Raw genomic sequence first — 13,745 nt, 5'->3', positions numbered from 1 at the left:
AATGTAGTACTAGACTCTTTTTTTAAGAGAGAAAAAAATGCTAAAGAAAATAGCCTGGTAAAAGATAAATATAATTTATATTCTAATTAAGGGTGCAAATATAATGATTTTTTCACAGAAATACTAATAAACCATTAATTTAAAAAAGTAAATATAGTAAGTTATACAAAAAGCTTTTATAGTTTTGGATATTCCCAGTTACATGGATTCTAATAGATACATATAATTTTTATAATAAGATCTGTTTAAAGACTCAGAATTTTGTTTATTTCTAGTTGTATTTACTTTGAATTTTGTGATGTAGTTTCCCTATAGGTAAAATAATCTTTAACTTTTGTGAAAGTTGATGGATTTAACCAAGTAGTTATTATATTTGAGCCATGGAACTATTTGATTTTATTTTTCATATTGATCAGTACTTACATGTGTTTATTGCTGATTATGGGGCGTGGATTTACGCTATTTTATTTGCTATAATTTTCGTGGAAACAGGCTTTGTGATAATGCCTTTTTTACCAGGAGACTCGCTGTTGTTTGCCATGGGGATGCTTATTGCTCAGAGTAGTGAATTAAGTATTTCTTTAGCTATTGGTTTACTAATTATTGCAGCTATAACCGGAGACTCCTTAAATTACTATATAGGATCTAAAGTGGGTATGCGCCTTACTAGATTCAAGCTTTTTAACAAGCAAATTGTAAAGCAACAGGCCATTGATAAGACGCAGGATTTTTATGATAAATACGGCTCTCGAACTATCGTAATAGCTCGATTTATTCCCATTGTAAGAACTTTGGCCCCTTTTGTAGCTGGGGTAGGTAAGATGAGATACAGTGTATTTATGACCTATAATGTAATTGGTGGGGTTATATGGATTACAAGCTTAAGTCTTGCTGGTTATTTTTTAGGTAACTTGCAATTTGTCAAGGATAATTTTTCAAAAATAGCATTGCTTATAATTTTTATTTCTATACTGCCTATTATCTATGAGTTTATCAAGGCAAAGTTTAAAAAGGCTTAATTAAACCCTAAAGGTAAAGTAGTTCCAATATATGTGGTTTATCTTTTTAAAAGATATTTGATGTAAAATACGGTATCTTTTTTCCTTTACTTCAATTAGGTGTTTGTAAAAAAGATACCGCTAATTTATTAGATTTTTTACCTTTAGGAGATCTTTTTTTAGGATCTCATCTTTGTCTTGTATACTAAGTTGTATTTAAGTTTTAAGGCCCCGGTAAAGGGAGATTTTCTTATGTTAAAAAAACCTATATCCCTTTAAGGAATTACCTTTTACTACTTTGCGAAATAGGATTATTCGTCTGGGATTAAAATGACCATAATGATGGGTAGAAACAAGAATTGAAACCGGAACAATCATCCAACATAACGCGCCCAAAGCTATTTTGCAAGATGCCATTAGGGCATTTAAACTAATGGTTTGATACAGGTTTGGATTTTGAGCTAAAGCATTTACATCCACATACATGGCCATGTCATTTAAACTTTGCCATTGTCCAAAATAAGTAGCCCAAGTAATCACACCACTTCCTAATGCGGCTGCAAAACAAGAACGAATCATTATTAAAATACTCATTATACCAAAGAGTTTTTGCATTGGTACCCCTACATAGGTATAGAACCAAATTCCAATAAATAAAATCCCCATTGCTATCCCTTTTAAAATCATGATATATTGTAGGTATTGGATATTAATTTGAGGTTGAATACAAAAATATAGGGCCAGATTATGAAGGAAAAAACTAGTAAATCCAGCCATGATAAAATATTTAATATTCCATTTGTTTTTAAATCCTAAAAAAGCCAAAACACCCGCTGTAATTAAACCGGGTATCATCCATAGGTTAAGACTTGCGTTTATTAAATTATTGTACTGTAATACAAGGCTGGTGTATTGCGATAATATACTTGCTGAGCCCATGTTTAAGCCCATAAATAAAAATAGAATAAATCCATGCTTTACATTTATACTTTTAGTAAAAATGGAAAAGTCAATTAGTTTTCGTTTTAAAAAATGTTGTCTGTAGATTAATAAAACAAAAAAAATGAAACTTAAAATAAACCAACTAATAATATATATAGAACCAAACCAGGCTTGTTGTTTCAAAAATGTTAACCCCGTATTTAGTGACATGGCATAAGCACATAAAAATAACATGGATAACCAGTCTATTTGATATAGTGGAAGTTTAAAACAAAAACGGTTATTATGCTGAAAAAGCAGTGAAATTACTGCAATTAGCAACATACATATGGCCATTATATAGTATGGGGCTTGGTAGTTTGAATTAGAAACAACTTGGGCAAACCAATAGCCTGTTATTTGACTTGTGATAATGCTTATTGGATAAAATATAGCGTAAAAACGGCCTCTATCTCCCGTAGGTGTCAAAATTAGCATCAACGGCATCATGACCTCAAACATGGGAAACATTTTGATAAAGCCGATTAATAAGCTTCCGGTAACCATGAGATAGGGGTTATCGGTATTTGCTATCATTAATGATAATAAAGCCAGTACAATACAACAAAAGGTGATGATCTGTTTGGATTTAAATCGCATCTTAATTCGAAAGACAATTAGAAGACTTAATCCCATACCAATTGTTGAGGCGTTATTGCCCAGAGTTACAAATTCATTGTAAACCGCCAAGGCCCCAGAGGTATTGGTAGCGGTACTTATGTATACACCCGATATTGTCATTAAAGGGAATAAGATAAGTAATATTAGTACCAAGACCATGGGTTTGGGTAGCCAAGATGAAAAGGGATTTTTACTATACATGATTATTTAAAAGTTTACTTCAACATTCATTCCTGTGCGTAGTAATTTCAAATCCTCTGGTTTATTATTCTTGGAAAACTCAATTCGAACAGGTATTCTTTGTTGAACTTTTACAAAGTTCCCCGTTGAGTTGTCCACTGGAATAGATGCATACCTAGCTCCTGTTGCCCCGGATATAGCTGTGATAACTCCTTGGTAACTCTTGTCATTTAATGCATCAACTGTAATGGTTGTTATTTGACCGATCTTTATATTTTTCATTTGGTTCTCACGGTAATTAGCCGTAACCCAAATATTATCAATATCCACAATGGAGGCTACTTGTTGGCCCACGGATAATAATTGGCCTAAGTTGATAGTTCTTCTGGCCATTATACCATCATGAGGTGCGGTAATTACAGTATATGATAAATTTAATTTTGCCATTTCTAATGCATTTTCCGCTCTTTTGATCTCCGCATCATTTAAACCAATTTTAGCGCGAATCTCTTCAACTGACAACTCACTTGTGACTTTAGAATTAACAGCAGATTGTAATTGAGATAATTGCATTTCCAATTGTGCTTGTTGTGCTTGGAAGTCCGTTTTTATTTGATCAAATTGCTGTCTGGTAACGGCTTGATCTTTTAATAGATTTTCATAACGATTATAATTTTGCTCGGCATTCCATAATTTTGCTTTGGTAACTTGTATACTGGCCTTTGTCATATTTATGTTTGCCGAATAGGTTTGAATATTATTAATGGCTGTTAAAATAGCTTGTGAAGTTGCTTTTTTAGAGGCTATAGCAGCCATATACGCGGCCTGAGCTTGTCCTAATTGTGTTTGTAGTTCTCTATCGTCTAAGATCACTAACGTATCTCCTTTTTTAACCGGTTGGTGTTCCACAAAACGGATATCTTTAATATAGGCAGAAACCCTTGTATTAATAGGGTTAATAAACGATTCCACTTGGGAGGCATTTGTGTATTTATCGTTCCCAAAATTAAAGAAAGCTTTTATCATCCAAAAAAGCCCTGCTAGTACCATTATCAAAACAACGATGTTTATTGTTTTGGTCATTCTATGATTCTTGTTTTTTGTTTTTTGAATGGCGTTATCTTGTATATTATTTGATTGCTCTGACATGATTGTATTTGTTTGAATGAATCTTTGGCTTTTTTATTATAGTGTTCCAGCCTCTTTTAATAGTTTGTAGTAAGAAAAAACGATATCAATTTCCGAGTTTGCATATTGTAATTCGGAATCTAGTTGTGTATTACTGGCATCAATTAAATCCAATAAGATAGCCAGTTGATTATCATATTTACTTAGCATTATACGGTAATTTTCTTGCGATAAATCTTTATTTACTTTTAGCGTACTGTTTTGGCTAATGGCCTGTTGATACATGATATAAGCTGCATAAATAGAGGTGTCTATCATTTGCATGGCTTGTGATTCTTGATTAATCGCTTTTTCTTGTTCTGCCTTGTTTAAACGTATTTTTTTAGGTGCTTTAAACAAAGCATCAATACTAAAATTAAGGGACAAACCCGCGCTCCATCCATGTGCATACATATCCAAGGCAGGGCTTGTGGTTGTAATTGGTCTTTGAAGGGAGTTTCCTGCAAAGGCTGATAGGGAGGGTAGCATTTCTGATTTGGAAGTTTTCTGTGCTACTTTTGTTATTTCTACAGCTGTTTGTGTTGATTTTAAACCAGGATGTTGTTTAGCTTGATTTAGATAAGTCTGTAGATCAGAGATATGTATTAAATTTTGTTTAATATTCGGATCAGGTTTAATTACCGTTTCCTCCTGTAAGCCTAAAGCCATAGTTAGTTGTCTGTTTAATATATGTTGATTGTTTTGAATTACCTGCAAGGCTAGTTGTAGATTAGATAATTGAAGCTTTGCTCGAATTACATCATTTGAGGTAACTAAACCTTGATCAAAAAACCTATGGATGTTATCTAAACGCTGTTGAGCCAACTCAATGTTTTTATTATAAACTAGTTCTTGATTATATAATTTATAAAGGTCTAAAAAGTAACTAAGGGTTAATAGTTTGATACTTTGTTGATTAGTTTGATAATTTAATTCGGATAGTTCTTTTTTTAGGTTTTGTATTTGAATTCCATTTCGAATAGCTCCACCTTTCCAAATCATTTGCTTTGCTTGAATGGCGTATTTATTGCCGAAATCCGGCATGTGCACATTAGTTGAGTTAGAAAAATCTTTGTCTATAATATTAGTATCTCCATTGTAATAGGCCTGTATGGATAGGGATATTTCTGGAAGTAATTGATTTTTAGATATTTCAAGGTTTTCATTGGAGATTTCAATATCGGATCTTGAAACTTTTAATGCGGGATGATTTTGTTGTACTAGGTTAAAAAGTTCTTCTATTGATAGGATTTTCTCTTGACTTTGTTGAGCAGTTATGACTTGTGTGGCAATAAGTGAACAAAAAATAACAAGGAAAGATTTTATCCATTGGTGTATCATTTTTTTGTACTTTAATTTTGATAGTGCAAATTTCGCTCAACTGATTAATTCAGAAAAGGTCATTACTGTACAAAAAGAGGTTCAAATGGTATGTAATTAAAAAGATTTTACTAAAGAATTTTTTAATCTATAATTTTTAGGACTTAATCCAGTATGCTTTTTAAAGAACTTTCCAAAAGAGTATTGGTCTGAAAAACCCAAATTGCTGGCTATAATATTAACCGGGTTTTTTTTATTTAATAATTCGTTTTTAGCCTCATTAACAAGCTGTTGAGCTATAATAGATTTAGGCGGTATATCCGTTATATCGCGTACACAATTCGATAAATACTTCACCGAAATATTTAAGCGATCAGCATAGAATTTAAGTTCCTTTTCGCTTGTGAAATTCTCAGAAAGTAGTAATATAAATTCCATAACTATTTCTTCTTTACGAGAATTACTCAAAGATGGCTTTTCTACGCTACTTAATAATTTGCCAAAAATGCCATATATGATTGTGTTGACAATTAGCCAAGTAATTTCTTTTTTGAATGTAACTTGTTTTGATTCATCTAAATAAAAAGAAAGTTGCTCAAGTTGATTTTTTATATTTGAAAACTCCTCGGCATCAAATTTTAAATAACTTTTCTTTTTCTCAGCGTTTGTTAACCGATATATATCGTATTTATTAAAATTAAAGTTCGTGTGACGCTTAATTAAATCCCTATCGCAAGAAAAGATATAAATTTTTAAGTTAGAGCTATAGTTAATTATTTTATATAACCTGTGAGAGGGAATAATAATAATATTGCCGAATTCGTATTTATTCTCAGCTCCATTTATTTCAAGAATCAATTCGCCTTGATAAATAACTATAAAAGCGAAGTTAGAAGAACGAATAACAGATCCGGGATGTGCATTTTCAAAAAATATATTTTCATCTAGTATTCGAAGCATAAGATTATGAATAATAAAAATTTAAACCTGTGGTAAAGGTATCATTTATTTTTAGGCATGAATCTAATTTTTTTATATAAGAATATAGGAACTTTATTTTATTTTTCAACTAGTAATTTCCAAGAAGTAAAAAAATATTCCAGGATGTAATCTGAACTTTAAACAAGGGTATTTAGTTTTTATGGCCCAAGGGTGTAATAAATGTGTAGTTTAAACGTTAAATTATTTGCAAACTTATCAGTTTAGTTAGTATAGATAAAACTAGAGTGGTAATTTTGTATCTCTTAATACTAGTTGGTTGAACAAAGAGTACAAAAGAGCTAAAGTAGTTTGATTTTTTAATAGCTTATTAAAGCTTTGCCATAAAGTAAAATGAATTAGGTCTTTGATATTTTTGTTATCAGCCATCTAATGATACTTTTGGCTAAGAAACGCAAAAATGAAATATAGCTGTAAAAATTGACATTTGAAAGTGTATAGCATTTATTAGTTAAAGAGTAGTCCTTGGTTAAGAAGACTACTTGTAAGAGATTAGATAATCTAAGACTTTACACAATTAAATACCATTTAGACAATGCAATTATTATATTCTGGTTTCGGTTTTATATTAGCCAACTTACTACGTTACCGTTATAGTGTATCACTTCAAAATATCACAAGATCTTTCCCTTTAGCTTCCTATGAACAAATAGCAAAATACCATAAAGATTTTTATAAGTATTTAAGTAGAATGCTCCTGGAGGGTTTACGTATTGTAAGACCTACTTTGTATGTACAAAGTGACTCCTTGAAACAATTACAATCAATTAAACAGCAGAACAAACATATTATCCTTATTTTGGGACATTATGGTAATTGGGAAATATTATCTCAATTGCCATTAAGTGTAGATATGAGAGTGCAGGCTCTTTATAAACCAATAAAGAGTAAGTTTTGGAACGGATTGATGAGGTCTATAAGACAACAACATGGTGTGGAACTAATCGCCTCGCAAAATGCCTTGCGTACTTTGATTAAGCAAAAGGATGATCCTGCTATCACTTTTTTTATAGCCGATCAGTTTCCTGGAGGTAGTAAGGGACTGGTTGTTGACTTTTTAAGTCAACCCACTGGGGTATTAATGGGGGCGGAGCATATTTCTAAACTTTTAGATGCTTATGTTTTCTATGCGGAACTTTGTCCAAGAGATAGCCGTAGTTGGGAATTAAGATTGGAAACAATTTGTCCTTCGGCTAAACAAACAGATGAAGGTTTTATTTCAAGCTCTTTCTTTTCTAAGTTAGAACAGAGTATACAAAATATCCCTCATATTTGGTTATGGACTCATAAAAGATGGAAAAAGAGATAGTCTGGCTAGCTTTATAGATTGACACCTTGTAATGCGGATTTACAAACTAACAATTTGTCGGAAAACGGTCTATAGCTAAAAGTCTTTGTAATTAAATAGTTGAATCTATTTTTCGATAGTAATAAGTTGGAAGTACCGATAAAAATCGAAATGAAATAGAGATACAATAATTTACATCCTTGCAATCATAAGGGTTTACGCCGATTTTGCTTGCTTTTGTACAACACTTTTTTTCAAAATAATTCGCACTAAAATCAACTCATTTAATTTAACAGATTAAAGATAAAATATTGTTGTTTTGGTTGAATAATTGGTAATGAAAAAGAGGGATGATTTTTCGAATTTTTTAGTTGCTTGTTTTATATTTCAATTTCAGTAATGTGATATTATATAGCATTTTGTTTATTTATTATTTCTTCTATCATTTCAAAATTGTTTGAAGATGAAAATAAGAACCTTTCTGATTGGTAGAACTGCAGAGCGTTTACATTTAAAATATTTTCAGAGTTAAATTTCTCTAAGTTTAGAATACCATGTTTATTCTGAAGTAGTTTTTCGCAAAACATACAAAGTATTACTGAATCTGATAGTGGCATATAAATTTCAATTCCATAAGAATCTAAACCGATAGTACCACGAATAGTACTTTTATTTATAATATTTTGTAAAACTACTGGATTGTCTGAAGTATAGAATAATTTGTCGCTTTGACCTAGAAACCATACTTTGTTTTTAATTGCCATTGAAAATTCTTTTGCAGTTTCAAATAAGGAGAACCATAAAGCTTTAGGGTCAATTGATTCTTGTTTTACACCAATAAAATTGTTTATTGTTTCTTCAAAATTAATTAAATAATCTTTTACTTTATTTAATTGATATTTAGTTCTTATTGATTGTATTGCAATAAAATACGAGATCTTTTCTTTTTCTATTTCTGTTAGTGAACTTATGTTTTGATTTAAAATAAGTTTCTCGATTAAAGGTGAGATTTCTCTTTCTATTTTTCCAAGTTCATATTCAAAACTAAAGTCTTTGTTATTTTGCACTTGATCATAAAAATAATTTTCACTTGCAACCCTGTTGATAGACCTTTTTTTAATAACGTTCCAATTTTTGTTTTTAGCAACTTTATCGTAAGTCCAAATAAATGAGTCTTTGCTTGAAAAGCTTTTTAGTAAAACCTTTGGAACATAATGTTGATTCTTGGGATGTGCCATTTTAATAATATGTTTGATTAAGTGTCCTAATAATGATTTTGTATATGTTTATACTACACCATTTTTAGTCTAAAAAGTTATAATTATAGAATAATTCCATTCTCTATTTCTAAATTCCAGATTAATTTATTTACCATATTATCATTATATGAATAGTCATAATTAGATCTTTGGAGCCATAAATTAAGCAATTTTTGATTATTTTTTTCAATAAAAGATTCTTCAAAATGTGGATATGTAAAGTCTGACATCATAATGTATGAAGATATAGATTCATCCCCTCCGTCTTTTATAATCTCAATAGATACATTATGAAAAAGTTTAAATAAATTGGCATCACTTGTCAAAAAGAACGGATGAATATTTTTTTGCAGTATTTGAGAGATTCTCAAGTTATTTGCGCATAATTTAGAATGGTACATATCCCAAGAAGATCCTAAAATTTTCTTTTTAATGTCTTCTGAATTCTTACTATCTAGACCTATCATTTTTCTATATTCTGTATTTCCTCCAAAAATATTTAGTGCTAGTTTATATTCTGCACCTCTAAAAATGTTTAATTCATTAATCATCCAATCGGATAATTCATTGATATTATTCTCTGCTTTTTGTTTAGTTAGCTTTTTTAAAGCTATAGATCTTATTTTAAGTAATGTACAGTAAGTATTTTTAATAATTTGATCTACTGCTTCAAGTGAATTAAATTTTTCTTTTGATAGGTCTTTTTTAATGACTATATCACGGTGAAAGTCATATTGGAAACTTTTTAATGATTTCAAAGGTAATTGAATAAAAAAATCAATCCTTAATTTCAACTCAAACATTTTTTTAGAATCATATCCTGTTTTGAGATAGCATAATTCTAAAAGCGCAAAAAATGGGTTTATTTGAATACTTGGATGTTTTATAAGATATTCTTTTAAAGAAATAATTCTTTCAAAATTGATGTTTTTAGCTTTTTTTTTATGGTCTATTACTTTGATAATATGTAAACAAACGCAACTATCTATATAAATAATAGGCTCTATATCATTCTTAATTAGCGATTCTATAAATTGATTATCTGGTAGATTTGTTTCTCCTTTTTGATCAAAACAGTCATATTTTGTTTGAAGCTTACTCATTTTAGAAAGATGTTACGTATAGTAATATGTTTTGTAGATAAAGAAAGTTATTGTTTCTTCTCTTTTATAGTGTATTTTTTTAGCTTGAAGTAGATAGTATTTAATTTTTTGTCACTGTTGTTAATTAAATAGAGCTCTAATTCTTTAATAATATAGTCAATTTTAGCGAATCTTTGTAAGAAAATATCATAATGAAAAACCTTTAACCATGTTACATCGAATTTACTTTTATCATAATTTTCAGGATTGATTGTAAATTTGAAAATCTCATTTTTAATATTTAAAGATGATAATTTAGAGTTATCTAATTTGTTTAGATAAACTAATTCGAAGTATTGAACAAATGGATCAAGACGGTAATGGTTTGTGTAATCTTCTTTAGTTATTTCTCTAAGGTCTTTTAGTTTGTTATGGATAGCTTCAATGTATCTAATTTTAATGTCTTTTTTTACAGGTATTTTTTCTATTAATAGCATAAAAACTGTAGATGTATCAAACTTTTCTTCTAGGTTTTGCTCTATTCTTTTCAAGAATTGTTTCTTACTATTAGCATCTAAAGTATGATATATGAATACACTTTCATATTTTATATTTTCTAAATTGATTAGATCTACACGAATGTTATTGTTTATGAAATTATTATTTAGTTCTTTTAACTTAAGTAAAATCGTTACATAACAATGATTGTAACTTTGTTTTGAATTAAATATATCTAAAGTATCTATTAATAGATCATATCCAATTATTGAATATTTTGTGTCTATTAGATTTTCAAATAATTCAAAAACATCACGTTCATTGAATTTTGTATATTTAATAAACTTATTTATATCTGAATAGACCTGTTTTATTTGATCTTCTGAGAATTTAAAGTATGTTAGAACAATACATAAATTATTAAATTGGTGAATTATCCTATATTTAAAATTATTATTGTAACTTAAATAATTTATAAAAACTGTATTCTCACTTATATCATTGAAAAGGTTGTGTACTTTGTATGAAGATTTGAAAAAGTCACAAATGAGAATAAATACAGATTCCTGACTCTCCTTATCAAATTTTATATCAGAGAGGTTATGTTCTCTAATAAAATTAACCAATTCTTTAGGTTCATTGTAGTTAATTATTTGTTCAAATAAAAAATGATCGAAACTGTCTAGTTTCGAAATTCCAAAAATTTCAGACTGATGAGCAGGTATTTTTAATGTGCCTACATAGAAACCAAGAATAAAAGCTTTAATAGATTTATTAATAGATTTTTGTGTTGTAGAAAAACCATTTCCTATAATGAAATTTTGTTCTAAAAATCTAGTTAGTTCTCGAGTAGTATTATGTAAATTAAAATATGAAGAGCTAGTTGCTGATCCTCCATTTTTAATTATTTTTATTTCGTGTAGTACTCTAATATAATTTTTCTCTATGTTATTGCACAACTCTTGGATATATATGCCGTTATGAATTTCTTTGAGTAGATTAAATACATCTTTATCTACAAAGTATTTGACTCTGTCTAAAGATTTATCTAGATCTATTTTTGTAGCTTGAATCTTTATATTTGTTAGATTTTCAAAGGAGTATCTATGATCATGTAAAGATAAATTGGTTATTCTAAGCCCCAATCTTTTCATATTATAGGCGCAAATAAAACTAACGTCCATTCGTTTTTGCCTATTTGATTTTATCTCTATTAGTTCATATGCTTTAAAAGAGTTATAATATTCAGCTAATTGATAAAGTGCATATGCAAATACTAAGTCATCCCATAATCTAGAGTCATTTGTAATCTTGTACTCTTCTATTTTTAGTATAGCATCAGAATATTTTAAATTTTCTATAGAGCAGTTTATACAATCACAGTTATCATGTTCAGAGTAATACTTAGTAGATAAGTCTATTATTTCTCCTGTAGGTTTATTATCAAAAGAATCTTTACGTCCAGTTTTCTTTCCTATATAATAGATATTAGAGTACATCAAACGAGCAAAAACAGAATTAAGTTTACATTTTTCTTCATTTGTGAAATCATCATCATTTTCTCCTTTATATTTTTTTAGTAAACTATGTAGTTCATTATCATGACAAACTAGAGTATTTGATTCCACGTTATAGTATGTGTCATCTTTAGAATTTTTATTAAAAGGATATAAAGACGCTAAGAATTTCTTAGGTAATACTCTGAAGTATTCAAAACGATATAAAGAGGTATACATATCGTCTATTATTTTAGCTTGTGTAGATACATTGTCTTTTCTTCTTTCATATTCATACAAGTCAAAATCCTTAATAAATTCTAATTGCTTATGAACTATTTGACCTGTTGGAGATAGTTCTGCATTATCATTTAAATCTTTTAGTTGCTCGTGATCATAACTAATTATATTGATACCTAGATTTTCAAAATATTTAATCTGAGAACTAGATAAACTTTCTTTGTGAGAAAGAAAATATGCCCTCTGATGGTGCTTGTTTAGAATAAACTGTATATCTCTTATTAATAGTTTAAGATTGATGTCTCCAACGCTGTATCCAATAAAAAGTATGACCTTATTGCTAAACAGTGACTTAACAAAAATTTCTTTTAATGTATGGTTTTTAGAGAATTCTAAATAGTCAGTTTCTTTAAAAACTATATTCTGATTTTGAAAGTCACCATGATATTTTATTAAGAGATTTTTATGTCCAGCATATGGCAAGTCAATATCCTTAGATACAACAGAAAAAGGAAGTCCTTTATTGTTAATAACATCTTCAAAAAAGTAATCATAGTTTGTAGTGATAATGTGTTGAGGATTTAGCTCAAATATCAACTCATGTAATGGTGTGTACGTCTCTATGTTTCTATACAAAGCATCCTTTATAATATCATTGTATTCTTTTTCTCCTTTTTCATTATATAAGAATTGAGCTATTTTTAAAGGATCATCTTCTTCAATATCTTCATTTAAGAACCCTTTTATTTCTTGAATTAATTCTCCCCAAAGAGGAAGTCCTGAGTCTTTAGAGACTCCAGCTCCAGCAAAAACAACTAGTTTATCATTGTTAATTGCTTTTTTAATTAGGGCTATATTGTTGTTTTGTTTGCCTCTAGTCATAGTTTATAACTTAAATATATGATTTAGTATTGAGTTTTAAAAAGTAAGGCTGTTTGATTATAATTATTTCTTATTTAGGCTATACCAATCAAAAATAACATTTTTATAGTCTTAAAAATAAGCTAAGAAATTATTAATAATTTCGTTTTTTACTTTTACACGAATCTCTCTATTTTGTTCTAATTCAGCAATAAAGGAATCATTGTTAAAATTAATGTTTTTACTATCTAAAGAAACATTTATATAGTTAGCCAACAAATTTAATTAACCTATTAAGTTCTAACATTATGAATATAAACTGCATAGAATTTCTTTTATGGATGGAGCGTATTATGACACGATTTGATCGTCTATCTTGTTCAAAGTGTAAACAACATGCACTTCAATTAAGAGAAGAGGTAGTGAAATGTTTGGATACTGATTGTAGTTGGGTGTTGTTTAGGGAGGAATGTGGGATTAAAATATCCATTGATAATATCACTGATCTAATACAACAAGGCAACCAAACTTCTAAAAGAATTGGTTTGCAAAGCTAAGAAAAAGTTTGATGCTTTTGTTGTTTTTCGGAAGGATTTGACTATTGATTTTTTGCTTAGTAAATAGAATGTAACACACTGTAAATAAGCATGTTGATTGGTTTGTTTTTGCAGTGGAGGGGTTTTTTTTTTTTTTTTTTTTTTTTCCCCCCAAACACAAAAACCCCCCCCCCCCCCCCCCCCCCTTTTCCTCCCCCC

General features: G+C 29.2%; 11 protein-coding genes. 3 read left to right on the top strand and 8 right to left on the bottom strand.

Going from position 1 to position 13,745, the window contains the following annotated elements:
• Window positions 1-380: 380 nt before the first annotated feature.
• Entirely contained in the window at window positions 381-1,019 is a 639-nt protein-coding gene (locus tag ACYSNV_RS08285) for a VTT domain-containing protein (RefSeq protein ID WP_461762100.1), read from the top strand.
• A 234-nt stretch (window positions 1,020-1,253) separates the two neighbouring features.
• Here ACYSNV_RS08285 and ACYSNV_RS08280 read toward each other — a convergent pair whose 3' ends face one another.
• From ACYSNV_RS08280 to ACYSNV_RS08265, 4 genes are all read right to left on the bottom strand, one after another.
• On the bottom strand, window positions 1,254-2,801 hold the full coding sequence (locus ACYSNV_RS08280; protein ID WP_461762099.1) for a hypothetical protein: 1,548 nt from the start codon (window positions 2,799-2,801) through the stop codon (window positions 1,254-1,256).
• A gap of 6 nt (window positions 2,802-2,807) precedes the next feature.
• Window positions 2,808-3,929, bottom strand: a complete 1,122-nt coding sequence (locus ACYSNV_RS08275; RefSeq protein ID WP_461762098.1) for an HlyD family secretion protein — start codon at window positions 3,927-3,929, stop codon at window positions 2,808-2,810.
• Between the two features lie 36 nt (window positions 3,930-3,965).
• Complete coding sequence (locus tag ACYSNV_RS08270; RefSeq protein ID WP_461762097.1) at window positions 3,966-5,288, bottom strand: TolC family protein; 1,323 nt, start codon at window positions 5,286-5,288, stop codon at window positions 3,966-3,968.
• Window positions 5,289-5,384: 96 nt separating this feature from the next.
• Window positions 5,385-6,227 (bottom strand): helix-turn-helix domain-containing protein, encoded by an 843-nt coding sequence (locus ACYSNV_RS08265; RefSeq protein ID WP_461762096.1) that lies wholly within the window; start codon window positions 6,225-6,227, stop codon window positions 5,385-5,387.
• Between the two features lie 574 nt (window positions 6,228-6,801).
• Here ACYSNV_RS08265 and ACYSNV_RS08260 point away from each other — a divergent pair.
• A complete protein-coding gene (locus ACYSNV_RS08260; protein WP_461762095.1) occupies window positions 6,802-7,575 on the top strand; it encodes a lysophospholipid acyltransferase family protein in 774 nt (257 codons plus the stop codon).
• A 386-nt stretch (window positions 7,576-7,961) separates the two neighbouring features.
• Here the strand turns inward: ACYSNV_RS08260 and ACYSNV_RS08255 are convergent, their stop codons facing one another.
• From ACYSNV_RS08255 to ACYSNV_RS08240, 4 genes are all read right to left on the bottom strand, one after another.
• Window positions 7,962-8,792 carry a DUF4238 domain-containing protein gene (locus ACYSNV_RS08255; RefSeq protein ID WP_461762094.1) on the bottom strand — a complete coding sequence of 277 codons (831 nt, stop codon included), beginning with the start codon at window positions 8,790-8,792 and terminating at the stop codon, window positions 7,962-7,964.
• Window positions 8,793-8,875: 83 nt separating this feature from the next.
• Window positions 8,876-9,916: a hypothetical protein gene (locus tag ACYSNV_RS08250; protein WP_461762093.1), complete on the bottom strand. Its 1,041-nt coding sequence runs from the start codon at window positions 9,914-9,916 to the stop codon at window positions 8,876-8,878.
• Window positions 9,917-9,963: 47 nt separating this feature from the next.
• Window positions 9,964-13,011, bottom strand: a complete 3,048-nt coding sequence (locus ACYSNV_RS08245) for an SIR2 family protein (RefSeq protein WP_461762092.1) — start codon at window positions 13,009-13,011, stop codon at window positions 9,964-9,966.
• Between the two features lie 111 nt (window positions 13,012-13,122).
• On the bottom strand, window positions 13,123-13,266 hold the full coding sequence (locus ACYSNV_RS08240; protein ID WP_461762091.1) for a hypothetical protein: 144 nt from the start codon (window positions 13,264-13,266) through the stop codon (window positions 13,123-13,125).
• 32 nt (window positions 13,267-13,298) lie between these two features.
• Between ACYSNV_RS08240 and ACYSNV_RS08235 the strand changes: the two genes are divergently transcribed.
• A complete protein-coding gene (locus ACYSNV_RS08235) occupies window positions 13,299-13,547 on the top strand; it encodes a hypothetical protein (protein ID WP_461762090.1) in 249 nt (82 codons plus the stop codon).
• The last annotated feature ends 198 nt before the right edge of the window (window positions 13,548-13,745 follow it).

This window comes from Myroides sp. LJL119, from assembly GCF_054871605.1.
This window is presented reverse-complemented; position numbering and strand designations above follow the sequence as displayed.